Here is a 25,303-nt window from a genome sequence, read left to right on the forward strand (position 1 = left end):
GGAGAGGGTCGCGCCTCATAGACCTCATGTGAGCCTGTCGAACCACGAGGTCGCGGCCACGGAGTTACCGACCTCGTCCTTCGACAAGCTCAGGATGAGGTCTATGGAGAACTGGTTCAGGTTGAGGTCTATGGAAGGCTGGCTCAGGATGAGGTCTGGGAGGGATCGGTTTCAGGTCCGCCGAATTGATAATTGGCCCAGGCCGGCAATTCGAGCGTGACGATTTTGTCGGCCGCACGCACCGCGTCTGGATCGGTGAGGCGGTCGAGGCGGAGAATGGCGACGGCCTTGTCGTCGACGACCTGGCCGATCGTGCCGGCTTCGCGATTGCCGGCGACAATTGCGCTGCCCGCAGGAGCGTCGAGGCCCGAGACGATGACCGGGCGGCGGCGGGCGGTGCCGCGATGCTTCATGCGGGAGACGACTTCCTGGCCAACATAGCAGCCCTTGACGAAGTCGATGCCCTCGAGCAGGTCCATGCCCAGATCATGGGCGAAGGCGTCGTTGGCGGGAAAGTCATTGCCCTGATGCAGGATGCCCGCGGCGATGCGGGCGGCGTGATAGGCGCTGTCGTCCTCGACCCATGCAGCGGTGTCGGCGATAGGGGCAATGACGCGCCAGCCCAATTGCACCGGCCCGAGCCGGTCGCGCTGGCCGCCGGGCACGGTTTCGGCGGAAAAGCCGACGCGATGGGTCTCGCGCAAATCCTCGATCTCGGCCTTGGCGCGCAGCCGATAGAGGCGCATGCGCTTGAAGAAATCGTCGGCGACGCTCTCATGCACATCGATCCACAGCGCCTCGTCCAGCCAGCCGGCCAGCCCTTCGGCGAGAATCTTGCCCTGCGGCGACAAGAGCGCCCACCAGGCGGCGACGCCGTCATCGGCGGGCGGGATATGGCCGGTGACCACGTCGTTGAGCAGTTTATGGGCGTCGGGGCCGGAAAAGCGGAACAATGCGCGGTCGGCACGCAGATGGATAGTCATGGTAACTTGCCTCGGCAGACGCGGGTCCGATATGTCACTTTTGTCTGCCGGACCGGCCGACAAATCGGACAAGGCGAACGAGAGTAGGGAACCGAGACATGGCGCAGTATGACACGATTTTCAAGAACGCCACCTTGGTCAATCATGACGGCGAGGGGCTGGCCGATATTGCGGTCAGGCATGGCCGCATCGCCGCGCTGGGCCGCATCGACGGCAGCGCCGCCGAAATCGTCGACTGCAAGGGCCTGCATATCCTGCCGGGCGTCATCGATACGCAGGTGCATTTCCGCGAGCCGGGCCTGACGCATAAGGAAGACCTCGAAACCGGTTCGCTCGGCGCGGTGATGGGCGGGGTGACGGGCGTGTTCGAAATGCCCAATACCCATCCGCTGACCATCAGCCGCGAGACCTTCGAGGCCAAGATCGCCGCCGGCACCGGCCGCATGCATTGCGATTTCGCCTTCTATATCGGCGGCACCCATGAAAATGTCGGTGAGCTGGCCGAGCTGGAAAAGCTGCCGGGCTGCGCCGGCATCAAGGTGTTCATGGGCTCGTCCACCGGTTCGCTGCTGGTGCAGGACGATGACGGGGTGGAAGCGATATTGCGGGCGATTTCGCGCCGCGCCGCCTTCCATTCCGAGGACGAATATATGCTGGAGGCGCGCAAGCATTTGCGCGTCGAGGGCGACCCGTCGAGCCACCCGGTCTGGCGCTCGCCGGAAGTGGCGCTCAATTGCACGAAAAGGCTGGTGGGCCTGGCGCGCAAGACCGGCAAGCGCATCCATGTGCTGCATATCTCGACCCGGGAAGAGATCGACTATCTCGCCGATCACAAGGATGTGGCCAGCGTCGAGGTAACGCCGCATCACCTGACGCTGGACGAGACCGCCTATGAAAAGCTGGGCACCTATGCCCAGATGAACCCGCCAGTGCGCGATGCCGCGCATCGGACGGGGATATGGAAGGGCGTCGCCAATGGCGTCGCCGATATTCTCGGCTCCGACCACGCGCCGCATACGCGCGAGGAAAAGGACCATGCCTATCCGGCCAGCCATTCGGGCATGACCGGGGTACAGACGCTGGTGCCGACCATGCTGGATCATGTCAATGCCGGCAGGCTGAGCCTGCAACGTTTCGTCGACATGACCAGCCATGGGCCGAACCGGCTGTTCGGCATCGCCAATAAGGGGCGGATCGCCGTGGGCTACGATGCCGACCTCACCATCGTCGACCTGAAGCGGCGCGAGACCATCACTAATGACTGGATCAAAAGCCGCGCCGGCTGGACCCCCTATGACGGAGTGAGCGTGACCGGTTGGCCGGTGGGCAGTGTGGTGCGCGGGCGCCGGGTGATGTGGCAGGGCGAATTGGTGACCCCGGGCGTCGGGCAGCCGATGCGGTTTGTCGAGGCTTTGGGGGGTGTTCTTGAGGGCACGGATTGAGGGTGGGTGTCGGAGCGGGGTCGAGGCTCCCGGATGTGCAGGAACCGCAGCACCCCCACCCCGGCCCTCCCCTCAAGGGGGAGGGGGCTAAGGGGCTCACGTTCCGAGACAATTCAAGGGCGCAAAGGGCCTAAACTTCCGGGAGCGCCTGAGCTCTGCCAGACCTTATCTTGAGGTCTGAAGGGGCGCCGATGCTGTCCTCAATCCCCGGCCACGAACGCCGACCATTCGCCGCTTTCGCTGATGAAGGTGCGCCAGTAGAACCAGCCGCCGAAATCCTTCAATCCGTCGATCTGCTCGCTGTCGAGCAGGCGATAGGCGTCGACGATTTGTTCGGGGGTGAGGGCATTGGGGTCGAGTTCGGCGAGATAGGGCCAGATGTAATAGGTTTCGCCCTCCCCATCGGGGTGGAAGGCATAGGGCTGGTCGAAAAGGTCGAGCAGCAGGCCCAGAACCTGCCGGCCATCGTCGTCCTCGGACACGTCCTTGAGATGGGCCAGCGCATCCACGGGGTCGCCGAAGCTGACATTGGGCGGGAATTGCTGGGCGTCGATGATGGGTTTCAGCGCCGCGATATCGCCGGTGCGGGCGGCGTCGATCAGCGCCTGGCGCTTGGCCCGGACGGGCGCGGGCAGGGCGGAAATGTCGGAGCTGATCTGGGGAATGGGCCAGACCCATTCCTCCTCCCGGGCGAGGGCGGGCATGGACAGGGCGAAACCGGCGGCGAGGGCTATGGCGAGGCGCATGGTCGAAACTCCCGTTTGCGGCAGGTTGGGAGCAGAGTGTGCCATGGATATGGCGGCCCGGATTATTGCAGCACGCGCTCGAGATTATATTCGCCGTTGCGGATGCGGTCGGGCAATTGCGAGATGAGGTCGGCAGTGGCCTCTTCGCCATGCAGGCGCACAAAAGTGGCGAGCGCCGCAAACAGCGAGGCATGGGCGAGCGAGGCGCTTTCGAGGCCGTCTTCCTCGGCGCCGTTCCAGGCTTCGGCCAGATATTCCAGCGCCAATTGGCGTTCGGCCTGATTGCGGTCGAACGGACCGGTCCCCGACGCTGGCGAAAAGATGGATTTGCTCGTGCTCATCATGGCGGCATAACACGCAGCATGGCCCGGTGCGCGGGCGAAGTAATCCAAAGGTTAACGCCCGGTAGGCAATTGCCTGGCGGCGTTAACCCTCTATTCGGCAAACCGCGTATGGATTTCCCGCGAGAGCTGCTGCGCTTCGGTCAGGAGCCGGGTCAGGGCGGTGCGCGAGGCGGGGGTGCATTGCTTGTGGGAGCGGGCGAACGCGGTATAGCCGCCATTGAAGGCGCCGGCCAGCCGCTGGCGGCGATCCTCGTCCGGCTCGTCGAGCGCGATCAGCTCGGCCATTTCCGCCCGCCAGTCCTCGCTGCCCGCCTTGCAGAGCGGTTGCAGGAAATAGAGGCTGCCCATGATCTCGGCGAGGCGCTCCATCTGCCGCTGATAGGGCGGATCGATGGCCAGGGCGGGGCCGGCGAGGAACAGGCCCAGGCAGATGGAAGCGATGAAGCGGCGCAAAATCACGGAATGTCCTTCGTCGTCGCCCGGCGAATGCGTGAAAAGTTCGGACCTATCTACCAGTTTTCCCCCAGCAGCTTGAAGCATTCTCCGATCACGTCATCGAGCCGTGATGTGGTGCGCAGGGCCGGCAGCATGCCGGGATCGGCCCATTTGTAGTCGGCGACTTCGTCGGACGGGCGGATGGTGCCGGAAAAATCGGTGGTGGCGAAGACGGCGAGGCGATAGGTGCCGTCGCGGCCCAGTTCCTGGGTGAGCGCGTGGCGCGGATTGCGGATCACCAGGCCCAATTCCTCCTCGATCTCGCGGATGGCGCATTGCTCCGGCGTTTCGCCCGGGTCCATGCGGCCGCCGGGAAAGGTCCATAGGTTCTGGTAGGGCGCCTTGGCGCGCTTGATGATGAGGATGGTGCCGTCGCGTATGATGCCGACGCTGGCGGCATTGGGTTGGTCAATCATGGCCCTTGAGCTGGTTTGCGATTCGCTTTGGGAGAGTCTACCTCTGGATCGGTAAAGGAGACACGTCATGTGCGGACGCTATGCCTCGACATTGCCGCCGGAAACGATGCGGGAGCTGTATAAGCTGCTGAACAACGTCGAAATTGTGCCGCGCTACAATATCGCACCGACCCAGCCCATTGTCGCCATCTGGGAGGCAGCGGGGCGGCGCGAGGCGCATTTCGCCCGCTGGGGGCTGGTGCCCGGCTGGGTGAAGGACCCGCGCGACTTTCCGCTGCTGGTCAATGCCCGCGCCGAAAGCATGGCGGACAAGCCGGCTTTTCGCGATCCGCTCAAGCATGGGCGCTGCCTCGTGCCGGCCAGCGGCTATTATGAATGGCATACCGGGCCGGACAAGCAGAAGCGGCCCTATTACATCACCCGCCAGGATGGCGCACCGCTGGCGCTGGCGGGGCTTTATGCGACCTGGTCCGGCCCCAATGGCGAGGAAGTCGACAGCGTCGCCACCATTACCGTGGCCGCCAATGCCCAGCTGGCGGCCATTCACCACCGCATGCCGGCCATCCTGCTCTCCGAGGCCGAGCAGGATGCCTGGCTGAATGTCCGCGACGTGCGGGCCCGCGAAGCGGTGCAGATGGCGCTGCCGCTGGCGGATGGGGTGCTGAAATTCCATCCGGTGTCGACGCGGGTGAATGCGGCGCGCGACGACGATCCCGGGCTGATCGCGGCACTGGCGGCGGCGGAGAAGACGCCGGCCGGCACAGGCGGGCAGATGAGCTTGTTCTGACGGCCAGCCGGCATGGATTGCCTGTGCGAGTCGCGCCCCTATATCGGCACGCAAAACCGGCGCGGCACGGCCCCTACATGATGCCGAAATAGCCCAGGGCGTCGCCCATGGCGTCTTCTTCATAACCCAGATGCGAAAGCAGCACTTTTTCGAGTGCGTGATAGACCGTCTTGGTGTCCTCGAACCGCTCTGGCGTCGGTTCGCCGGCCAGGGCGTTGAGGGCGTCGATGAGGCGCAGCAGCAATTCATGCACCACCACATGCTCGGCCTGCAAGCGGTCGGCAATGGCCTTGAACACCGGACCCTGCTGCGCCAAAGCCGGGAACAAATGCGCATCCTCGATGGAGTGGTGGGTGTGGACGAATTGGCAATATTGGCCGCACAGATTGCCGAAACGGCGGAAATTGGACACCATTTCCATATTGCCGGTCTCGGCGGCGACCTGCGCCGGGGTGACCGTGCCGGCATGGGCGCGCTCGATCAGCTTGCCCAGCGTCACCATATTGGCGCGCAGGTGATCGTGAATCTGTTTGAGATGTTCGCCCGCCGCCCGCTGTCCCGGGGTCAGCCCCTCGAGCTTGGGGGCCGCGGGGCGGGTGGCGTCGTCGAGAAATTCGATATCGTCAAGCATTGCCCTTAGATGGAGCAGGCACCGGCCCGATGCAAGAACCCACATCGAGAGAACCAAGGCACATGAGGCTCAGCCCAGCAGCTTGCCCGGATTGAGGATGCCGCGCGGGTCGAGCGCGGTCTTGATGGCCCGCATCATCTCCAGCGCCACCGGGTCCTTGACCTGTTTCAGCAGCCCGGTCTTGAGCTGGCCGATGCCGTGTTCAGCGGAAACCGAGCCGCCGAGCTTCAGCACGATATCATAGATGATGTCGTGCACGGCGTCGTCGAATTCGGCCATGAAGGCCTGGGGATCGGCGCCGACGGGCATGGAGAAATTGAAGTGGATATTGCCGTCGCCCATATGGCCGAAAGGCACCGGACGGATGCCGGGCACCAGCTTTTCGGCGGCGGCGGAGCCTTCGGCGATGAGGCGCGGAATGGCGGCGACGGGCACCGAGACGTCATGCTTGATCGAGGCGCCCTCGCGCGACTGGCACTCGCTCATCTGCTCGCGAAAGGCCCACATGCGGGTGCGGTCGGCGAGAGATTCGGCGATCACCGCGTCGGAAATCAGGGCTTTTTCGAAGGCGGTTTCAAGCGCGGATTGCAGCGAGCCGGGCTCGGTTCCGGCCATGCGGGTCAATTCGATCAGCGCATACCACGGCGAGGCGCTGGCGGAAGGATCGGCGTCCAGCATGGTGTGGCGGAGCTGGATGTCGAGGCCGATCCAGGGCACGAGCTCGAAGGCGTTGAGCCGCGAGCCGACCCGCTCGCGCATCAGCTGGAACAGCGCCAGCGCCGCATCGGGCGAGGCGACATTGACCAGGGCGGTCTCGTAATCCTCGGGGAGGGGATAGAGTTTCAAACTGGCGGCGGTGATGATGCCGAGAGTGCCTTCGGCGCCGACCAGCAGGTCCTTGAGATCGTAGCCGGTATTGTCCTTCTTGAGCGCATTGAGCCCGTTATAGAGCCGGCCATCGGCCAGCACCGCCTCGACCCCCATGGTCAGTTCGCGCGCATTGCCATAGGCCAGCACATTGACGCCGCCGGCATTGGAGGACAAGACGCCGCCAATGCGCGCCGAGCCCTGCGAGGCCAGCCAGAGCGGGAACATGGCGCCGGCCTCCTCGGCGGCCCGATGGGCGTTTTCGAGGATCACGCCCGCCTCGGCCACCATATAGCCGGCGGCACCGTCGAGCGAGCGGATGTGGTCGAGCCGGGCAAGGCTGAGGATGACTTCGTCGCCCCGCAGCGGCACTTGGGCGCCGACCAGTCCGGTATTGCCGCCCTGCGGAACGATGAAGACGCGGTTTTCGTGGGCCCAGCGCATGATCGCCTGTACCGCCGCGACATCGGGCGGGGTAACCACGGCGGCGGCGGCGGCGTGGAAGCGCTTGCGCGGCTCGTTGAGCCAGGCCCCCATCCTGCCGACCTCGCCGACGACATTGTCGCCGCCGACCAGGGCGGAAAGGGCGGAGACGATCTCGGCGGCGGAAAGGGGCATGGCAGATCCGGATTTGGGCGACGTTCGAGAGGGCGAGCTTGTCCGCCCCGGACTCCATGTGCCACAAGCAGGCAGACGACTCCAGCATAGGACGCGCCAAGCCGCGCGAGACGACATGACCTCCCTAAACTGGCCGGAAATCTATTTCATCCGGCATGGTGAAACGCCCTGGAACGCCGAACGCCGCTATCAGGGCCGCAAGGACATCCCGCTCAACGACAAGGGCAAGGGCCAGGCCAGCCAGAACGGCAAGATTCTGGCGGCCTTGTTTGCGGCGCGCGGGCTCGATCCGGCGGTGTTCGAATGGCATGCCTCGCCGCTGGGACGCACGCGCGAAACCATGGAACGGGTGCGCATGGGCTTTGCCCAGCACCTGCCCGAAGTGCAGTTCGACGTGCGGCTGATGGAAATCAGCTTCGGCGTGCTCGAAGGCAGCCTGCACGAGGAATTGCCCGCCAATATGGCTTTGGCGCCAGGCGAGCGCGACGAGACCTATTGGGATTTCCGGCCGGAAAACGGCGAGAATTACCGCGATGTCGAGGCGCGGCTGAACGAATTCGCCGCCGTGCTCAACGGGCCGTCGGTGGTGGTGGCCCATGGCGGCATCGCCCGCACCCTGCGCGTCCTGATCGAGCGGGCGCCGGTGGTCGACGTGATCAACTGGGCGCCGCCGCAAGATGTGATCATGCATTTCACGCCAGGCCGGATGGAACTGATCGGAGTGGGCGACGTCTGAACTTGTTGCGGGGGCGTTTCGGGCCTATTTTGAAGAGGCTGGCTTCCAGAGGAGGCGTAAGTGAATGAGATCGTTACGCGGATAATTCGGGACGGTGACCGGCGCGTCATCGAGATTCCGAAGGAATTTGCGACTGCTGATACCGAGGTAACCATTCGCCAGGACGGCGGCGCCCTGATCGTTGAGCCTGTCACACCCTCGAAGGCGAAGCCGAAGACCTGGGCGGAGATTCTCGATCAGATGGAAACCATCGACGTGGATTGGCCCGACGTTGACGAGGGCCTGCTGCCGACCGACGACGTCAACCTTTGAGCGAGCTTCAAATCATGTTGGACACGAACATCGTGTCCGACTTCATGCGCTATCCCGAAGGCGTGGTTGGTCAGCGTCTGCGGGCCTATGGTATCGGCCGCGTGTGTATTTCGGCCATCGTCCTCGCGGAGTTGCGGTACGGAATTGTGCGCAGCGGATCGGGCCGGCTGGCCAGGCAGATGTCCTGGGCCCTTGAATTCATGCAGATCATGCCCTTCGATATTCCCGCAGACCGGGCCTATGCCGAAATCCGCAGCGCTTTGGAAGGGCAGGGCCGCCCAATCGGCCCGATGGATATGCTCATCGCTGCCCATGCACTGGCGCTCGATGTCGTCCTCGTCACGGCCAATGTCCGCGAATTCACGCGCGTTCCCGATCTCCGGGTCGAAAACTGGCTCGATTGACCTGACGCCCCGCGCTCCCTAGAAAGCCCTCAACCCAAGGGGCTGCGCCATGTCTTTCAATACGTTCGGGCATCTTTTCCGTTTCACCACCTGGGGCGAGAGCCATGGGCCGGCTTTGGGCGTGGTGGTGGATGGCTGCCCGCCCAATATCGCGCTGACGCCGGACATGATCCAGCGCGACCTCGATCGGCGCAAGCCCGGGCAATCGAAATATACCACCCAGCGCCGCGAGGCCGACCAGGTGAAAATCCTCTCCGGCGTGTTCGAGGACGAGCGCAGCGACGGGCCGCGCACCACCGGCACGCCGATTTCGCTGCTGATCGAAAATACCGACCAGCGCTCCAAGGATTATTCGGATATCCGCGACAAATATCGCCCGGGCCACGCCGATTATACCTATGACCAGAAATACGGCATTCGCGACTATCGCGGCGGCGGACGCACCTCGGCGCGCGAGACCGCGGCGCGGGTGGCCGCCGGCGCGGTGGCGCGGCAGGTGCTCACGGGCGTGACCATCAGGGCGAGCCTGGTGCAGGTGGGGCCGCACAAGATCGATTATGCCAATTTCGACTGGGACCAGGTGGGCCAGAACCCGTTCTTCTGCGCCGACGCCCAGGCGGCGGCGCTCTGGGCCGATTATCTCGACACCATCCGCAAGCAGGGCAATTCGGTCGGCGCCGTCATCGAAGTGGTGGCCGAGGGCGTGCCGGCGGGCTGGGGCGCGCCGATCTATGGCAAGCTTAGCGCCGACCTGGCTTCGGCGATGATGAGCATCAATGCGGTCAAGGCGGTGGAAATCGGCGCCGGTTTCGAGGCGGCGAGCCTGACCGGCGTGGACAATGCCGACCAGATGCGCGCCGGCGCGGAGCGGCCCTATTTCCTCTCCAATAAGGCCGGGGGAATTCTGGGCGGCGTGAGCAATGGCGATCCGATCGTCTGCCGCTTCGCGGTCAAGCCGACCTCCTCGATCATCACCCCGCGCCAGACGGTGACCATCGCCAATGAGGACACCGATATCGTCACCAAGGGCCGTCACGACCCCTGCGTGGGCATCCGCGCCGTGCCGGTGGGCGAGGCGATGATGGCGCTGGTGCTGGCCGACCACATGCTGCGCCATCGCGGCCAGACCGGGCGCGAAGGCGCCGTGGGGTTCCAGCGGGACTGAGGGGCGTTCCCATGTCGACCTCAGATTGAGATTGTCGAGCAGGGTCGGGAACTCAATGGCCGCGACCTCGCCCTTCGACAGGCTCAGGATGAGGTCTATGGGGGAAATGTTTGCGGGGAGTTGCTGGTGAGGTTCGCTCCCCTCGAAAGGCCATCCGCTATGGCGTGGATGGCGCTTTCTTCTCGGATCGTCACCCTCGCGCTGGACGCGAGGGCTCTGGCGACAATGCCCACGAACAAAGAACCCTCGCGTCAAGCGCGAGGGTGACGAGTGGTGGTTTTGAGGAAAGGCTCCGATGGCGTCGGCTTTTCCCACACCGCTCTATCCTCGACCTCATGGTGAACCTGTCGAACCACGAGGTCGGTAGCTCGGTGGCCGCGACCTCGTCCTTCGACGAGCTCAGGATGAGGTCTATGGGGCTAGGCGGCTATGGGATCTTGGGGGCCTATGGCAGCGACAGCGATGTTCCCAACAATCCGCGCTGCACCCGCAATTCGCCCCGCGCCTCCAGATATTCGACATGCGCCGCCATGGTCATGCGGGCGGCGCGCCGCAGTTTGGTGGGTTGGGTGGGATAGATCGCCGCGACCACGGAGTGAAGCGTGCGGGCGCCATTGCCGATGGCGGCGATGAGCTGGTCGTTGCGGTTCTGCCGATGGGCCTTCAGCGCGGCGGCGTGGGCGGGGCCGTTGGCGATGGGGCCGCCATGGGCGGGCAGGTAGCGGGCATAGGGCAGGGCGATGACCTTGTCGAGCGAGGCGAGATAATCGGCCATCGAGCCGTCCGGCACTGAGACGAGGGTGGAATTCCAGCCCATGACATGGTCGCCGGATAGCAGGATATCGGTTCCGCCGAGGCCGAAGGCGAGATGATTGGCGCAATGGCCTGGCGTGGCGTGGACGGTCAGCTCGAGGTCGCCGGCCGGGATGGTCTGGTCATCCGTCAACAGCCGGTCGGGCACCAGGTCCCAATCGCAGGACGGGCCGACCGGGTTGATCTCGAAGCGCCGCCGCGGCCGCGACAGGCGGTGCCTGCCCCCGAACCAAAGCGGCACCCCGTGCTCGCGGCGCCATTTCGCCGCCGCGGCGCTGTGGTCTTTATGGGTGTGGGTGAGGAGGATGGCCGTGAGCGGACGCCCGGCAATGGCCGCAATCAGCGCCGCTTCGTGGCTCGAGTCCTCGGGGCCGGGATCGACCAGCGCCAGCCGCTCGTGGCCCAGAAGAAAACTATTGGTGCCGGTAAACGTATAGGCCGAGGCATTGGGCGCGGTGACCCGCACGATTCCCGGCGCTTCGGCGACGGGCCGGCCATGTTCGGGGCGAAATTCGGTGTCGAAGACGAGGGGCGGAGCGGAGCTTGCCATTGCACGAATGGTCACGAGAAAGTAAGAAGCCAGGGACTGAACGATCCTGATCCCAATCGGAGGCAGGCGTTCACTGCAAGCATGGAAGGTACGAAATGGCCGTGACTTTGACCACGCCCAATACGCTGCTCGGCGTATTTCAGCCCAAGGGCCAGGTCGCCAAGCTGGCGATCAATGCCGCAATCGTCGTTCTGGGCAGCCTGCTCATCGCCGCAGCGGCCAAGATCAACGTGCCGGTATGGCCGGTTCCGGTGACGCTGCAAAGCTTCGCCATCGCCGCGCTGGCCGCCGGCTTCGGCATGCGAATCGGCATTGCCACGGTGGCGCTCTACCTGCTTGAAGGCGCCATGGGCCTGCCGGTCTTCGCCACGGGCGGCGGTGCAATCTACCTGCTCGGCCCCACCGGCGGCTTCCTGATCGGCTTTCTCGCCCAGGCCGGCATTATCGGCTATGCCGCCGATCGCGGCGCTTCGGGCCGCCCCTTCGCGCTGTTCGGCGCCATGCTGGTGGCGACCGCCGTGCTCTATTTCTTCGGCTTCGCCTGGTTGCTGGCCATGTCCGGCCAGGCCCAGTGGATCGACCAGACCAATCTGCTCGCCTCGGCCTGGGCTGGCGCCGTGCAGCCCTTCATCGTCTGGGATATCCTCAAAATGGCCTTTGCCGCGCTGACCGTGACCGGGCTGTGGAGCCTGATCGCCTCGAAGCGCTGAGTTTTCCGACTCACAGATTTTGAAAAGGCCGGCGGAGACGCCGGCCTTTTTTGCTGGCCTGTGCCGGCGGCGGCGACCTCGGGCTTCGACAAGCGCGGGAGGCTCTGGATGAGGTCTATGAGAGCACCGATCTTTTCAGGAAGGCCGCCGTTTCCACCTCGTCCTCGTCCAACCCTTCCACCGGTTTCAGCCGGCCGGAGCGGCGCAGTTCGCGCTGTTGCCAGGCCGCGACGATGGCCGGATGCACATAGCATTGGCGGCAGACGGCGCGGGTATTGCCCAGTTTCGCCGCCACCTGGTCGATGACCGCGTTGATAGTGCGGGCCTGGCCGGCCTTGCTGTCGGGCAATGGGATATCGCAGAACAGGCCGAAGGCGCGCACGCTGGCGGCCCAGGTGCGGAAGTGCTTGGAGGTGAAATCCGGCCCGGCAAAGGCGGCGATATAATCGTTGACGTCGCGCGAGGAAACGGCGCAGCGGCCGGTCTCGCCTTCATATTGGAACAGATGCTGGCCGGGCATGTCCTGCAGGGTCCTGACGAGGCGGGCAATGCGCCGGTCGGCCAGTTGCAGCCGCCATTGCTTGCCGGATTTGCCCTTGAAGTGGAAATGCAGGGTCGAGCCGGTGATCTCCACATGGCGGTTACGCAAGGTGGTGAGGCCGAAGCTCTTGTTGTCGCGGGCATAGGCGGGATTGCCGACGCGGATCAGGCTGTTGTCGAGCAGCCAGACGATGGAGGCCAGGACGCGCTCATAGCCGAGGCTGCGGCGGCGCAGATCGCTTTGCACCTGCTCGCGCAGGCCGGGCAGGGCCCTGGCGAAATCGGACAGGGTATCGAATTTGGTGGCGCTGCGATGCTGCGTCCAATCGGCATGGTAGCGATATTGCTTGCGGCCCTTTTCGTCGCGGCCGGTGGCCTGGATATGGCCGCGGGCATCCTTGCAGATCCATACATCGGTCCAGGCCGGCGGGATGGCCAGGGCGCGGATGCGGGCACGATCGGCTGCATCGGGGCGGCGGCTTCCGCCATCGCCATAAGAAAAGCCCCTGCCGCGCCGCTGCCGCTGCCAGCCGGGGTCTTCATCGGAAGAAAACACCAATTGCGGCGCCGGCCCGATCTCGTCGGCCCGCATCCGGTCCAGAACCACTTTCGCCAATTGCATCGCCCAGCGCTCCACTTCCTAGGCGAAATGAAACAAGGCGATAAGCGTTCCCGTCCCGCGCCATGGTGAACGGGAACGCGGCGGGCTTTATCCGATCAATGGCCGGACATTGCCGGGTCCGGCGGCTCGCCGATCGGCGAGAAGATGTCGGGCTGCTCGTCGCCGTCGACAATCAGATAGCCTGCAAGGCCGCGTTCGGCGCGCGACAGGGCGTGGTCCACCAGCACATAGCGGCCGGGGACTTCGCATTTGAACTCGACCATCGCGGCGCCCCCTGGCGGGACGGACACGGTTTGGACATTGGTCAGCGGCGGGCTGGTGAGCGAGGCGTTCATATATACGCGATCGAATATCTCGCCGATCACATGGAAGGACGAGGTGAAGTTCGGTCCGCCGACGCCGAAGAAAATGCGCACCGTCTCGCCCACATTGGCCTTGAGCGGGAAATGCTCGGTGAGCGCCCCGACATGGCCGTTGAAGACGAAATATTCCGGGCGCTCGTTGACGAGCTTGTCATAGCTCTCGGTCAGCAGGCCCGCACTGCCGAATTCCTCTTCGGTATAGAGCTCGCCCTGCATCACGTAGAATTCGCGGTCGACGGGCGGCAGGCCCTCTTCCGGCTCGACCAGAATCATACCGTACATGCCATTGGCGATGTGCAGCGCCACCGGCGCCACGGCGCAGTGATAGACATAGAGCCCCGGATTGAGGGCCTTGAAACGGAAGGCGAATTCTTCGCCGGGAAGCGCCGTGGTCAGAACGGCGCCGCCGCCGGGGCCGGTGGTGGCGTGGAAATCCACATTATGCGCCATCCAGCTGTCTTCGGCATTTTTGAAGTAGCATTCCACCGTGTCGCCGACCCGGACGCGGATGAACGGCCCGGGGACGCGCGCATTGAAGGTCCAGAAGCGAAACGTGCTATTGGTGTCGAGATGGGCCTCCAATTCTATCGTTTCCAGCTCGACGCGAATGGTCTGCGGCTCGCGTCGCGTGATCGGCGGCGGCACGTCGGCCGGATCATGGGCGATGTCGTTATGCTCCGGCATTTCCGGATTGACCTGGTAGAGCCGGCCGCTGAGGCTGCTGCTGCCATGAGACATGTGCGTCGCATGCTGGTGAGCGGCGCTCTCGCTCTGTTGCGCCATGGCCTGGCCGCCGATCGTGCCGGCAAGCGTCAGACCGGCGGTGCCGGCAAGCAGGCTGCGGCGGCTGATGACTGGAGCGGATGGCGTTTCGTCTTTCGTGTCAGTCACTGGTTCATCTCCTCGAACAACAAGGCCCGCCGCAGGCCGGCTTAAGTGCAAACGAAGGACATTGGTGAAGGTTCAATCATGCCGGCGAAGCGCGCGGGCACGGTGGCGCAATCCTGACGGCGAGCATGTGCCGCGACATCGGATGGCTCTGCCAAGACGCCGAAATTGAAGCGCGGTCGCCTGTCGCTCCGGGCTGGCGGAGCAGCATGGAAATAAAGGCGGCGGCGCTGCGTTTCGCGCAGGCGGCTCGTGCGGGAAATCACAGGCCGGTATGAGGGATGGCTTTCCCCCGCCTCGACACGCGCATTCGTGTCGGAACGAAAAACCCCGGCCTTCGCAAAGGCCGGGGTCGATTGGTCGGAGTAGGGTGATTCGAACACCCGACCCCCTGCTCCCGAAGCAGGTGCGCTACCAGGCTGCGCTATACTCCGTCAGGCTCGTGACGCCGGGATATATTCGCGTCCGGCAATTCCGGTCGCGGCCACGATGTGGCGGCGTTATAGCCGCGTGTCCGCCAGTGTTCAAGCGCCTCGCACAACCTTTTCTTCACGGTCCGACTCGTGTTGCGAAGCAAAGACAAACCGTGTAGGAACCGCGCCAGTTGGGGCGTCGCCAAGTGGTAAGGCATCGGTTTTTGGTACCGACATTCCCAGGTTCGAATCCTGGCGCCCCAGCCATTCGGTATGATCGTTGCGGCCAAAGCCGGCCTGGATCACCCCTTGACCCCCGCTGAGAGCATGATGGCCTGGGTCACGCGGCGCTGGAAAATGAGGTAGAGCACGGCGACGAGGAGCGCGGCGAGGATGGCGGCGGCCAGTTCGCGGGCGTATTGGACCCCGAAGGCGTCGTTGACCTGGGTGATGCCGACGGCGACGTTCATCATTTCGGGCCGCGATACGGCGAGGAACGGCCAGAGGAAATTGTTCCAGGCGCCGATAAAGGTGACGATGGCCAGCGCCGTGGTGATGCCCCAGTTCATCGGCAGGTAGATGCGCGTGAAGATGCGCCATTCACTGGCCGAATCCATCTTCGCCGCCTCGCGCGCCCTTATACATTTTGGGAATGTGCGGCTCAATCGCCGCTACTGCGCATCCGACAGCCAGAATGATCCGCCATCATCCGAGCCTTCTCAGATTCTGGAACCCACAGACCACACGACAACACAATTGGGATACAGGCCTAGCCTAGCATATCACACCGCATCCTCGGCAATCATGGCAGCTGCTTTTTCGCCGATCATGATGCTGGTCGCATTAGTGTTCCCGGAGACAATTGTTGGCATAATCGACGCATCGGCCACCCGGAGCCTCGCCACACCGTGTACCCGGAGCCGCTCGTCCACGACCGACATTGCCGAACTGGCGGGACCCATAGAGCAGGTGCCGCTCAGGTGATAACTGGATTCCCCCTTTGCCTTGGCGTAGGCTAGGAGTTCCTCGTCGGACTGAACTCCTGTCCCGGGTGACACCTCCTCCATCACCAATGGCTTCATCGATTTCGTGGCAAATAGCCGCCGTAACAATCTGAGGCCGCGAATAATCGTCTCCCGATCCTCCTCCGCATCAAGGTAGTTCCCTCTGATTGCCGGTGGAACACGAGGGTTGTCGGAGCGCAAGCGTACATAGCCTCTGCTCTGCGGCAAATGCTGGTCTACGATCGCCGAGACACCCGAGAACCGGTGTAGCCGTACGCCCCACTCGGCATCCTCCCGTGAGAAGGGGAAGTAGTGTATCTGCACATCTGGGTGATCAAGCGTCGGCAGCGTGCGCGCAAATATCCCTACGACGCCCGCCGCGACCGTGAGAGGGCCGTCGCGCCGCGCCGCATAGCGCAACGCCGCGGCCGCTTGACGCGGGAGTGTTCCAAGCTGGTGATTGAGGGTCCAGGGGCCATTTATCCGGTACTGCACCGGTGCAGAATAGTGATCTTGCAGGTTTTCACCCACGCCGGGTAGATCGGCCAAGACCGGAATGCCGTGGTCGGACAGCAGATTTCCCGGTCCGATGCCCGACAGTTGCAGCAACTGCGGAGAGTTGATGGCACCGCCAGATACGACGATCTCACGGCGTGCGCGGGCCAATATCCTCTGTTGCCCGCGCGAATAAATAACGCCAGTAGCTGTTCCATCCTCTACAAGAATTCGCTCCGCCAGCGCGTCCGTTACAATTTGCAGGTTCGGCCGGCCACGGGCCTCTTTGAGGTGCGCCCTTGCAATTGAAGAGCGTAGTCCCCGGCTTTGCGATAGCTGAAAATAGCCGGCGCCTTCCTGATTTTCGCCATTAAGATCCGAATTTCTGGGAATCCCGAGTTCCTGGGCCGCCGCGATGATCGCCTCCGTAACGGGATTGCGCCAATCCGACTGGATCGTACGAACCGGTCCAGATCTGCCGTGGTACTCGTCCTCGCCGCCTTCATGAGATTCCAGCTTCTTGAAGTAAGGCAAGACATCGGAATAGGACCAACCAGCGTTACCCAGTTGCCGCCAATGATCGAAATCGTTGCGGTGGCCGCGCACGAAGACCATGCCGTTGATCGCACTACTTCCACCGAGTCCTTTTCCACGAGGCATGAATATTTGGCGCCCGCCGAGGGTGGGCTCTGGCTCACCCGTATACATCCAGTTGAAGCGCGGATTTTGGAAGGTCCGTGCGAACCCAATGGGGAGGACCAACCAAGGATTGCGGCTCTGCGGTCCGGCCTCGATCAGCAGAACAGACCAAGCAGGATTCTCACTTAGCCTGGCAGCAATAACGCCCCCCGCCGATCCTGCGCCGACTACAATGAAATCAAACTCCTGCGATTGTGTAATGTGGTCTAAAGGAGAGATTTTTTTCATTTCCAACCTACCTAAAGCATTCCGCCATCTATCAGGACCGCTTGCCCCGTCACGAACGAGGCCTCATCAGAAGCCAGGAAAGCGATGTAGGGTGCGATCTCCCCGGCCGACGCCTGGCGGCCGAGGGGAATGGCTTTGGCAACATGAAACGCGACCGCCTCTCGCCCGCCCATGATCTCTGTTGCGGGATCATTAAACGGCGTATCTACAAAGCCCGGGCAAACGGCATTAACGCGAATTCCAAAAGGAGCCAATTCCACTGCTAAAGTCCGCGAGAACGCAACACACGCGCCCTTCGAGGCCGCATATAGGGTGAGCCCCGCGCCGCCCTTAATGGCCGCGCCGGAGGCCATATTGATAATTGACGCCCGGTCGCTATTTTTTAGCGCATCAAGTGCATGTCGGACGGTGAGGAATTGCGATCGTACGTTGATGTCGAAGACCCTTGTCCATTCCCCGGCTGCGATCTCATCTACCGGAGCCGCGCTCATAACGCCGGCGATGTTGGCAAGCACGTCTAGGCCGCCGAGCCACTCGACCGCTTTGCTGATTCCGCGAGAGACGCTCGTGTCCTCGGCACAGTTCATTTCAAATGCGCGGGCTGACACGCCGAGCCGACGGCACTCCTGGGCTGTCAATTCAGCACCCGCATGATTAAGGTCAGCGATCGCGATGGAGGCACCCTCGGCCGCCATGCGTAGCGCACTTGCACGACCGATCCCCGACGCACCACCGCTCACTAGAATTTTGCGGCCACGCAGTCTTTCTGTGAGCTCTATTTTGATTGATCTCTTGGCTTGGGGCACCTAGGAGCCTCCATCCGCCACTTGGACATCTTCACCTTTGCGCAGATAAGCTTGATAGCGGCCTAAAGCTCTGTCGGCGCTCTTATTCCAGTGCTGTCCAATAGCTTCCTCCAGCCGGCTCAGATCGCCGCTTTCGGCTATACGAAGCAAGTTCTCGTGCTCCACAGTTGATGCCTTGATGTCTTCAGGGCTGTGAGGAGCATAAACGTAGACGATCTGCGCCTGCGCCATCAGAATGTCGTAAAGTTCAACCAATCGGCGGTTACCACCGGCTACCATCCAGAGGCGATGGAACTGGAGGTCGGCACGACGGTAATCCTCATAGTCCTGGTTTGAGATCGCACGCTGACAACGATCAAAAGCCTGCTTGAGAGCGTCCAATATTGCTTCAGGTAATCCTCTAGATGCACAGGCGCGAATGGCCGCCTGCTCCAGCGCCCCACGTGCGTTCATGATCTCTCGCACGTCATCACCAGAAAGCAGGGTCACAAAATGCCCTCGGCGGGGCTTTATCTCCACCAGGGACTTCGCTTCGAGGCTCTTGAGTGCCTGCTTGACGGGCGTTGCACTCACCCCAAATTGTCCGGCAATCGCCTCCACATCCAAGCGGCGGCCAGGCTCAAACCCTGGCTCGAGCTGAGTGATCATGCTTTGAAGTCGCTGCGCCAGCGCCTCGGCTATCGTAACACCGAACGGCTCGTCGGATCGTCGATTCAGTTGAGGCACACGTATATTTTCTGCACCAGGCTCCTGAACGCTCATGTGACGATGCGACCATCAGCAAGCGGCTCGAGTCTCTCTGCACGCTCCAGGATGGCCCAGAAAGCATGGTCGGCAAAATAGACGATAGTATTTTCCAGGCTTCGCATGATGAAATTGCCCTCACGGGAATGCGCCCCGGCAGTATGCGCTACGGCTTCGGGAAGGCCGACAGTCAGGCAGATATGGACGCCGTAGACAGAATGCCTGATAGCGGGGAATCCGGATGCGCCTGGGCTTTCGCTCCAGCGCTTCTGGTTCGCGGGGCTGTACTCATATGGCTTGCCCACGTCATGACAGAGCGCGCAGGCAAGCAGCAGATCCCGGTCAATGCCACAGGAGCCAGTGACACTTTCCAGCTGCTCGGCAAGTCCCAAAGCCATGCGGGCCACGCCCCTGATATGGTGGGTCTGGGTGCCATCTCGCATGGGTGATGTGTCCGGGCCCCCTGAGCCCAAAATATCATCAATCGAAGTGAACTCGCTTTGCGAAAGACAAAGGGCCCACGCCTCCACAACTTTGTTAGCAAGATCCTTATCGGAGATCATCTCCACTTCGGGCAGACTGCGCCTGACGCTTGCTCTCAATTCATCCATTGATGCCAATTCTCTGACTCCTACTTTGAGGTGGCCGCGACAGCCTCGATTTCGACTGCATACGGCCCCGCCAACTTCACTACAAAGGTTGAGCGGGCCGGCAGATGTGATTTGAAATATCCTCCATAGACCTCGTTAAAAGCGCCAAAATCGGCCGTATCCGTGAGAAACACCGTCGTCTTGATTACACGATCAAGGGAACTTCCCGCCGCCTGGAGTATGGCGGTAATGTTATCCAGCACTCGCGCCGTTTGCACTGCAATGTCTCCACCCACGAACTCTCCACTGACGGGGTCTGACGCAACCTGCCCAGAGGTGAAAACCAACCCTCCAATCCGAACGGCCTGTGAAAGCGGCACGTTGGGTTCCGGCGCCTGCTCCGTCTTAATTATTTCCAGTTCAGCCTGGCTGGTCATATCGAATCCTTGTCCAAAATTAACGGAATGAATTTTCGTGTGGTGCCCACCGCGTCAGATATCGCGCGACAGAGACGATAAGCGCGTCCGTTATCGCGGCCACCACGGTGATCCAGAAGATGCCCACAATGATCACGCTGAGCTCTTGAAAAGCGATCATCCTGCTGAACACCTGCCCCATTCCGATCGGGGCACCGGCGAGTTCGGCAACCACTTCGATGCCCCAAGCGATACCAACCGCAACACGGACGCCGCCGACCACTTCCGGTATGGTGGCGGGAAGAACTACTGTTCGGAAGATATGTCCCTCGCTCGCACCCAGCGTCATCGCCAGTTGCCGCGGCAAAGGGTCGAGATTCTCAATTGCCGTAGACATGCTCACGGTGACCATGAGTGCGACATAGAGGATAACCACTCCGAGCTGCGCCTCGGGATAGGGTCCGAACCAGAGGATCATGAAGGGTATAGCCGCGAGCGGGGGTACCGAGCGCAGGGCGCTAAGTGGCAGCTCCATGAAGAGCGCCAACCGCATCCACCTCGCCATTGAGAGGCCCAAAATACCTCCGACAGCGGCCCCAATTGCGCAACCCAGGAGCGTCTGGCGAATGGTATAGAGAAGGTGAGGCATCAGCCCCCGACTTCCGCCACCTTGGAATTCAAGAATCTTGTTCGTGTAAAGGTCCGTAAAAACGGAAGGCCATAGCGACAGCGGAGATGGAAGCCTTCTTGGCCCAATGAGCGCAGAGATCGCGGTCCACACGGCCAGCATCAGCGCAATCCCGCCTAACATCCAAAGGAAGTTGACGAACCTGGCTTGAAAGCTCCGAGACGCCTCGGGAGTTGGTAGCGGCGCCTTAACGGCGTCGCTACCCTTCCCAACTGCGTTGAAATCAACCACCGAGGCCATCGAGAGCAGCCTTCGCATAGGCAACAGCATCGAGGAAATCGAAGGCGTCGTAAAATGCGTTCGCCTTACTCGTAAGCTCGGCTGCCTGCTGCTTCGCGGCTTCATCTGCGTTTGCCGAAGCGACCTCAATCCTCTCAAGCAAGTCGTCCGCTTCGGCTTTCAGACGCTCGAGCTCGTGGTAGAGATCGTCAGCCACTACAAAGTCTTTCCAGCTGTACTGCCCGACCTCAAATATCCCCTGTTCTTCGTAAAGCTTGATCGCGGAGCCGGTCACATACTCGATGTTGAGCGCGTTATCCGGATCATCAAACACAGCCTTCTGTTCTTCGAAAGTCAGATACGGATTCAGATCACGGTAGACGACCTCACCCGTGGCAGTGTCGAAATCAGTTCCTGCGGCGCTGTTAAGATAGGGTACATGTATAGCCAAGGCCTCACTCGGATCGTCTTTAATAAGCTGGTTGATCCTCATGCTGACCGAGACCATCCGCAGCGCCGTATCGCGATTATTCTCGATCCACTCATCGGTAGCCATCCACCCGGCATAGAGCACCGCCCGCAGGTCATCAGAATCGGCCGATGGGCTGGCGGCAGATGCCAAGTCACCAGATGTAACGATTGGCTTGTACCCGTTCACCTGAAGGGTCAGCCGTGACGGGACACCGCCGACCTGGAAGTCGGCTCGATCGCTTTCCATCAGGCGGGTCGTTTCTGCGTCGGGCGCCACCACGGTTGACATCTCGTCAAGTGAGACACCGCCCCGCTCCAGTGCCAGATCGATAAACCCCTTGATGGCGGCTTCTGCTGGATAAGCAAATGACTTGCCGCGCATCTGAGCAATCGATTGCTGGAGCGCTTCTTCTGGAGCCAATCCATCGGCTATGAACTCGGCATAGCTCCTGTACCCCGCGTCCGGCTGGGCCATGATTGCAAAGCCCTTGAAGTAAGCACCAAGAGAAAAGAGCTGCATCTTTGGCAGGTTATTGAAACCTGGCATGAACAGCTGCGGCAGGCCGGCCATGACGTCCTGAGTACCCGCTGCTGCAATGCCCATCGCCTGATCGGCGCTGGTGAGCATCGTTCCCTTTCCGTCTGGAAGGAAGGTAATGCCAACCTCATCGAACCAGCCTTTCTCCAGGCCGATGCTGGCTTGGCTGTGATCGAAGTAAGGCATCATTGATGCCCGGATTTCCACCTGTGGCACTTCTGGCGCCTCCTGTCCCACCGCAACGGTTGGAAAGACGGCGGCGCAGAGAGCAGCGGCAATCAGTAATGACCGCCTGCTTTCTCGCTTCTTCGTTTCTGTGAATTTTTGATTAAACAAGAACATCCTCCTCATGTGTCTTAATTTACTTGGTAGAGTTTAGAGTTTTCTCCTTGTGTTGAATCTAATTCAATCTGGGAGCCCATCGGGTAATATGAGCGACAGCAAATCTAACAAGTTGATCAAGAAATACTGTGTAGATGATGATCATTGCGACGATAATGAACATACGGCTGGTATCGGAAAACTGCTGAGCAAGGCTCAAGATACGGCCGACACCGGATTGTGCACCGAGCAGTTCGCCGCCAATGAGCAGCGCCCAGGCCATTCCTACGACTACCCGTATTCCGCCTGCCACTTCCGGCACTATGGCGGGCACCACCACTGTGCGGTACACGTGGACCTTGGAAGCGCCTAGCGTCCTAGCGAAATTCGTGATCACCGGAGATACGTTCTGAATGGCCGCCAACGTATTGATGAGGAGCATGCAGAACACGCCAAAGGCGACGTAAGAGACGATGCCCACATCGGTGCCACCAAACCAAGCGAGGAACAGCGGAATAAGAGCAAAAAGCGGAATCGTGCGCAGAAGAAGCAGGGAAGGTTGGAGTATTAATCGGGCATGCCGGCTCATTCCCAGCGTCAAACCGACGCCGATACCCAGAATACCACCAATGAGAAGCCCGAAACTTAAGCGTACGAGGCTGTCATACGTATTCTTGGCCAGGACAATCGCCGCGTTGGCCCAAGTTTCTTCGGTTCCAGGCCCAAAAAATACGCTCAAGCGCGGAACGGCCGCGAGCACGTCCCAGGGATAGGGCAGGATAACCGCCGAGCGCGCGAAGGCGCGCTCCACTAAATAGCTCGCAACGACCCAGGAAAGAGCGACCCCCAGTACTGAAAGCGCCCTGATCAACATCCTCTCGCTGGGATGAAGAGTAGCGGTTCTTACTTGCCAGGCAGTCATCGCCGAATTCCTCACCGCACCGACTTTGCATTCGGCTGATCGATTGCATCGGCGAGCTGGCGACGAACTCTTGCGAATTCCTCGTCAAGGCGCAGCGCTTCTGTTCTCGGGCGTTGGAAAGCTATTGGAATAGAGGCAGTGATCCGCCCTTTGTCCATCACGATTACTCGGTCGGCGAGGAAAGCTGCCTCCTCGATGTCGTGAGTAACGAAAAACACCGTTTTTGGCCGTTCATCGAGAATGCGAAGCAGTTCAGACTGCAGCTCGCATTTCGTAGTGTAATCCAGCGCCCCATAGGGCTCGTCCATCAGCAGGACGTCAGGATCGTTTGCCAGAACCACTGCGATCTGACAGCGCTTCTTCATACCCCCCGACAGCTCTTTCGGCCAGAAATCCGCAAACCGGCTGAGACCAACAACCTCCAGCCATTCCATCGCGGTGCGCCGCCGCTCATCCGAGGACATGCCTTGGAGTTCAAGCCCGTATTCGACGTTCCGGACGACACTGCGCCACATGAACAGGGCGTCCTGTTGAAAAACGACGCCCCGGTCGCGGCCTGGGCCCCGTACCCGCTCACCCTCTACGCTGATCGACCCGCCAGAAGGTGAAAGGAGCCCGGCAACGACATTAAGCAATGTCGTCTTCCCACATCCGGACGACCCGATAATCGCAACGACCTCGCCACGTTCAACTGTCAGGCTTACATCAGAAAGGGCATGGAAATCGCCACTTCCGGGTCTCGAGAACATCTTCGATACGTTCTCAATTTCGATCTGTGCCATGTGTCAGCCGTTCGTCTGAAATTTCAGACTTTATATCAGGGGATTTTAGACTGGTCAATGAAAGTCTCAGCGCCACGCGCTCCCTCCAAGGAGCGTGCCGGCCTAGTGCAAGGCTAACCAATATCGACTTAGTAGCCCGGGTTTCCGCTCGGGGCTGGCAAGTCGGCGCGCCTTGGCGCCGGCTGGAACGCATCGCTACTGCGGACGGCCGACTTTCGGGGCGGCGTATTACCGCTGGAACGGATGGGCGTACTGGAAGCGCTGGCTCGCCAAGCCGACCTGGAATGGATGATGATCGAGGGAAGATCGTGCGCACTCACCAGAAGGCCGGGGGGCGCGAAAGGTTGGACGAGCCGTATCTGGGCCGATCTCGCGGAGGCCTCTCAGAGCCACGGCTGCGGAGTATGCAATTGCCCAACACACGCAGTTGCCAACACTCCCGCTGCCTCAGGCCTCGCTTGCTCCAGCGATTGTACTGGTTACCGTCGTGTAAGGGCCATAGATTCCCGCAGAGCCCGCAAGCGGCACCCCTCGTGCAGCCGATGCACGATGCCGGAGATCACCCGCCGGTCATCCACGCACCGCTTGCCCGACTTAGCGAGGAGTCAATTCCCAGGTTCGAATCCTGGCGCCCCAGCCATTCCGTATGATCGTTGCGGCCAAAGCCGGCCTGGATCACCCCTTGACCCCCGCTGAGAGCATGATGGCCTGGGTCACGCGGCGCTGGAAGATGAGGTAGAGCACGGCGACGAGGAGGGCGGCGAGGATGGCGGCGGCCAGTTCGCGGGCGTATTGGACCCCGAAAGCGTCGTTGACCTGGGTGATGCCGACGGCGACGTTCATCATTTCGGGCCGCGATACGGCGAGGAACGGCCAGAGGAAATTGTTCCAGGCACCGATAAAGGTGACGATGGCCAGCGCCGTGGTGATGCCCCAGTTCATCGGCAGGTAGATGCGCGTGAAGATGCGCCATTCACTGGCCGAATCCATCTTCGCCGCCTCGCGATATTCCTTGGGCACGGAATCGAAGAAGTTCTTGTAGACGATGATCACCACCGGGTGGATCAATTGAGGCAGGATGACGCCCATCCAGTTGTTGATGAGCCGGAACTGCGCCATCAGGATGAAGTGGTTGACGATCAGTGCGGCGATCGGGACCATGAAACTGGCAAGGATCATGTACCAGATGATTGTGCGCCCCGGAAAGCGCAGCTGCGACAGGGCATAGGCGGTCGTGGCGCTGATGATCAGCGTCAGCCCCGTCACCGCCAGCGAGGTCACCAGGGAATTGAGATACCAGCGCCCGATCATGGTGTTGACCAGGACGTGCCAATAGGCGTCGATGGTCCAGGTGCGCGGCAGGAATTCAACCGTCTTGGCGATCACCTGGGATTCGGGCTTGAGCGAGGTGATGATCCCCCAATAGAGGGGGAAGGCCCAGAGGAGCGCGAAGATCACCGTGATCAGCGTCAGGATCAGCCCGCCGATATCGAAGAATTTCATCGTCCGCGCCCGCGAGGCGGTGGCGACGGCGCC

General features: G+C 61.7%; 27 protein-coding genes, 2 tRNA genes and 2 pseudogenes. 8 read left to right on the forward strand and 23 right to left on the reverse strand.

The genetic code is table 11. The annotated features are described in order from the left end of the window. Nucleotides 1–143: 143 nt before the first annotated feature. On the reverse strand, nucleotides 144–983 hold the full coding sequence (gene ygfZ / locus O9Z70_RS03060; RefSeq protein ID WP_286021030.1) for a CAF17-like 4Fe-4S cluster assembly/insertion protein YgfZ: 840 nt from the start codon (nucleotides 981–983) through the stop codon (nucleotides 144–146). A 98-nt stretch (nucleotides 984–1,081) separates the two neighbouring features. Here ygfZ and O9Z70_RS03065 point away from each other — a divergent pair, with 98 nt between their 5' ends. Beyond that, entirely contained in the window at nucleotides 1,082–2,425 is a 1,344-nt protein-coding gene (locus O9Z70_RS03065) for a dihydroorotase (protein WP_286021031.1), read from the forward strand. Between the two features lie 200 nt (nucleotides 2,426–2,625). On the opposite strand, the gene O9Z70_RS03070 is transcribed toward O9Z70_RS03065, so the two are convergent. From O9Z70_RS03070 to O9Z70_RS03085, 4 genes are all read right to left on the reverse strand, one after another. Beyond that, nucleotides 2,626–3,171, reverse strand: a complete 546-nt coding sequence (locus O9Z70_RS03070; protein ID WP_286021032.1) for a hypothetical protein — start codon at nucleotides 3,169–3,171, stop codon at nucleotides 2,626–2,628. A gap of 62 nt (nucleotides 3,172–3,233) precedes the next feature. After that, nucleotides 3,234–3,515 carry a hypothetical protein gene (locus O9Z70_RS03075; protein ID WP_353057810.1) on the reverse strand — a complete coding sequence of 94 codons (282 nt, stop codon included), beginning with the start codon at nucleotides 3,513–3,515 and terminating at the stop codon, nucleotides 3,234–3,236. Nucleotides 3,516–3,605: 90 nt separating this feature from the next. Continuing rightward, nucleotides 3,606–3,974: a TIGR02301 family protein gene (locus O9Z70_RS03080; protein WP_286021033.1), complete on the reverse strand. Its 369-nt coding sequence runs from the start codon at nucleotides 3,972–3,974 to the stop codon at nucleotides 3,606–3,608. A gap of 50 nt (nucleotides 3,975–4,024) precedes the next feature. Next, nucleotides 4,025–4,426 carry an NUDIX hydrolase gene (locus O9Z70_RS03085; protein ID WP_286021034.1) on the reverse strand — a complete coding sequence of 134 codons (402 nt, stop codon included), beginning with the start codon at nucleotides 4,424–4,426 and terminating at the stop codon, nucleotides 4,025–4,027. Nucleotides 4,427–4,493: 67 nt separating this feature from the next. On the opposite strand from O9Z70_RS03085, the gene O9Z70_RS03090 reads away from it, so the two are divergent. Further along, complete coding sequence (locus tag O9Z70_RS03090; RefSeq protein WP_286021035.1) at nucleotides 4,494–5,213, forward strand: SOS response-associated peptidase; 720 nt, start codon at nucleotides 4,494–4,496, stop codon at nucleotides 5,211–5,213. A gap of 73 nt (nucleotides 5,214–5,286) precedes the next feature. On the opposite strand, the gene O9Z70_RS03095 is transcribed toward O9Z70_RS03090, so the two are convergent. Together O9Z70_RS03095 and O9Z70_RS03100 are read right to left on the reverse strand one after the other, a co-directional pair. Next, on the reverse strand, nucleotides 5,287–5,844 hold the full coding sequence (locus O9Z70_RS03095) for a hemerythrin domain-containing protein (protein ID WP_286021036.1): 558 nt from the start codon (nucleotides 5,842–5,844) through the stop codon (nucleotides 5,287–5,289). 69 nt (nucleotides 5,845–5,913) lie between these two features. Continuing rightward, a complete protein-coding gene (locus O9Z70_RS03100; protein ID WP_286021037.1) occupies nucleotides 5,914–7,329 on the reverse strand; it encodes an FAD-binding oxidoreductase in 1,416 nt (471 codons plus the stop codon). A gap of 115 nt (nucleotides 7,330–7,444) precedes the next feature. On the opposite strand from O9Z70_RS03100, the gene O9Z70_RS03105 reads away from it, so the two are divergent. The 4 genes from O9Z70_RS03105 to aroC are packed head-to-tail and all read left to right on the forward strand — an operon-like array spanning nucleotide 7,445 to nucleotide 9,946. After that, entirely contained in the window at nucleotides 7,445–8,065 is a 621-nt protein-coding gene (locus O9Z70_RS03105; protein ID WP_286021038.1) for a histidine phosphatase family protein, read from the forward strand. A 60-nt stretch (nucleotides 8,066–8,125) separates the two neighbouring features. Further along, complete coding sequence (locus O9Z70_RS03110; RefSeq protein WP_286021039.1) at nucleotides 8,126–8,377, forward strand: antitoxin; 252 nt, start codon at nucleotides 8,126–8,128, stop codon at nucleotides 8,375–8,377. Between the two features lie 14 nt (nucleotides 8,378–8,391). Beyond that, a complete protein-coding gene (locus O9Z70_RS03115) occupies nucleotides 8,392–8,781 on the forward strand; it encodes a type II toxin-antitoxin system VapC family toxin (protein WP_502870159.1) in 390 nt (129 codons plus the stop codon). Nucleotides 8,782–8,830: 49 nt separating this feature from the next. Continuing rightward, complete coding sequence (aroC, locus tag O9Z70_RS03120) at nucleotides 8,831–9,946, forward strand: chorismate synthase (protein WP_286021041.1); 1,116 nt, start codon at nucleotides 8,831–8,833, stop codon at nucleotides 9,944–9,946. A gap of 445 nt (nucleotides 9,947–10,391) precedes the next feature. Here aroC and O9Z70_RS03125 read toward each other — a convergent pair whose 3' ends face one another. Beyond that, entirely contained in the window at nucleotides 10,392–11,309 is a 918-nt protein-coding gene (locus O9Z70_RS03125; RefSeq protein WP_286021042.1) for an MBL fold metallo-hydrolase, read from the reverse strand. 95 nt (nucleotides 11,310–11,404) lie between these two features. Between O9Z70_RS03125 and O9Z70_RS03130 the strand changes: the two genes are divergently transcribed. Further along, nucleotides 11,405–12,019, forward strand: a complete 615-nt coding sequence (locus O9Z70_RS03130; RefSeq protein WP_286021043.1) for a biotin transporter BioY — start codon at nucleotides 11,405–11,407, stop codon at nucleotides 12,017–12,019. Between the two features lie 115 nt (nucleotides 12,020–12,134). On the opposite strand, the gene O9Z70_RS03135 is transcribed toward O9Z70_RS03130, so the two are convergent. The 3 genes from O9Z70_RS03135 to O9Z70_RS03145 form a co-directional block, all read right to left on the reverse strand. Next, complete coding sequence (locus O9Z70_RS03135) at nucleotides 12,135–13,181, reverse strand: DNA topoisomerase IB (protein WP_286021044.1); 1,047 nt, start codon at nucleotides 13,179–13,181, stop codon at nucleotides 12,135–12,137. Nucleotides 13,182–13,276: 95 nt separating this feature from the next. Continuing rightward, the gene (gene nirK, locus O9Z70_RS03140) at nucleotides 13,277–14,434 is read right to left on the reverse strand and encodes a copper-containing nitrite reductase (RefSeq protein ID WP_286021045.1); all 1,158 of its coding nucleotides are present in this window, start codon (nucleotides 14,432–14,434) and stop codon (nucleotides 13,277–13,279) included. A 354-nt stretch (nucleotides 14,435–14,788) separates the two neighbouring features. Beyond that, nucleotides 14,789–14,865 (reverse strand) — tRNA-Pro (locus tag O9Z70_RS03145). Nucleotides 14,866–15,036: 171 nt separating this feature from the next. On the opposite strand from O9Z70_RS03145, the gene O9Z70_RS03150 reads away from it, so the two are divergent. After that, nucleotides 15,037–15,111: transfer RNA gene (locus tag O9Z70_RS03150), tRNA-Gln, on the forward strand. A gap of 35 nt (nucleotides 15,112–15,146) precedes the next feature. Here O9Z70_RS03150 and O9Z70_RS03155 read toward each other — a convergent pair. From O9Z70_RS03155 to O9Z70_RS03210, 12 genes and pseudogenes are all read right to left on the reverse strand, one after another. Beyond that, nucleotides 15,147–15,476, reverse strand: a pseudogene (locus O9Z70_RS03155) (ABC transporter permease subunit); the annotation flags it as partial. A 150-nt stretch (nucleotides 15,477–15,626) separates the two neighbouring features. Continuing rightward, nucleotides 15,627–17,270, reverse strand: a complete 1,644-nt coding sequence (locus O9Z70_RS03160) for a GMC family oxidoreductase (protein ID WP_286021046.1) — start codon at nucleotides 17,268–17,270, stop codon at nucleotides 15,627–15,629. 11 nt (nucleotides 17,271–17,281) lie between these two features. Continuing rightward, nucleotides 17,282–18,076: an SDR family NAD(P)-dependent oxidoreductase gene (locus tag O9Z70_RS03165; protein ID WP_286021047.1), complete on the reverse strand. Its 795-nt coding sequence runs from the start codon at nucleotides 18,074–18,076 to the stop codon at nucleotides 17,282–17,284. Next, nucleotides 18,077–18,838: a GntR family transcriptional regulator gene (locus tag O9Z70_RS03170; protein ID WP_286021048.1), complete on the reverse strand. Its 762-nt coding sequence runs from the start codon at nucleotides 18,836–18,838 to the stop codon at nucleotides 18,077–18,079. Further along, complete coding sequence (locus O9Z70_RS03175; protein WP_286021049.1) at nucleotides 18,835–19,431, reverse strand: HD domain-containing protein; 597 nt, start codon at nucleotides 19,429–19,431, stop codon at nucleotides 18,835–18,837. Before O9Z70_RS03175 ends, O9Z70_RS03170 begins: the two co-directional genes overlap by 4 nt. Nucleotides 19,432–19,451: 20 nt before the next feature. Further along, nucleotides 19,452–19,847 carry a Rid family detoxifying hydrolase gene (locus tag O9Z70_RS03180; RefSeq protein WP_286021050.1) on the reverse strand — a complete coding sequence of 132 codons (396 nt, stop codon included), beginning with the start codon at nucleotides 19,845–19,847 and terminating at the stop codon, nucleotides 19,452–19,454. 19 nt (nucleotides 19,848–19,866) lie between these two features. Beyond that, a complete protein-coding gene (locus O9Z70_RS03185) occupies nucleotides 19,867–20,754 on the reverse strand; it encodes an ABC transporter permease (RefSeq protein WP_286021051.1) in 888 nt (295 codons plus the stop codon). Next, nucleotides 20,738–22,078 carry an ABC transporter substrate-binding protein gene (locus O9Z70_RS03190; RefSeq protein WP_286021052.1) on the reverse strand — a complete coding sequence of 447 codons (1,341 nt, stop codon included), beginning with the start codon at nucleotides 22,076–22,078 and terminating at the stop codon, nucleotides 20,738–20,740. The genes O9Z70_RS03185 and O9Z70_RS03190 overlap by 17 nt, the downstream gene beginning before the upstream one ends. Nucleotides 22,079–22,142: 64 nt before the next feature. Further along, nucleotides 22,143–22,985 carry an ABC transporter permease gene (locus O9Z70_RS03195; protein ID WP_286021053.1) on the reverse strand — a complete coding sequence of 281 codons (843 nt, stop codon included), beginning with the start codon at nucleotides 22,983–22,985 and terminating at the stop codon, nucleotides 22,143–22,145. Nucleotides 22,986–22,996: 11 nt separating this feature from the next. Beyond that, nucleotides 22,997–23,767, reverse strand: coding sequence for an ABC transporter ATP-binding protein (locus O9Z70_RS03200; RefSeq protein ID WP_286021054.1), 771 nt, complete (start codon nucleotides 23,765–23,767; stop codon nucleotides 22,997–22,999). 439 nt (nucleotides 23,768–24,206) lie between these two features. Further along, nucleotides 24,207–24,357: pseudogene (locus O9Z70_RS03205) on the reverse strand (IS5/IS1182 family transposase); the annotation flags it as partial. Nucleotides 24,358–24,442: 85 nt separating this feature from the next. Then, nucleotides 24,443–25,270 (reverse strand): carbohydrate ABC transporter permease, encoded by an 828-nt coding sequence (locus O9Z70_RS03210; RefSeq protein WP_286021943.1) that lies wholly within the window; start codon nucleotides 25,268–25,270, stop codon nucleotides 24,443–24,445. Between the last annotated feature and the right edge of the window lie 33 nt (nucleotides 25,271–25,303).

The sequence above is a fragment of the Devosia sp. YIM 151766 genome (assembly GCF_030285925.1).
Taxonomy (GTDB): Bacteria; Pseudomonadota; Alphaproteobacteria; order Rhizobiales; family Devosiaceae; genus Devosia.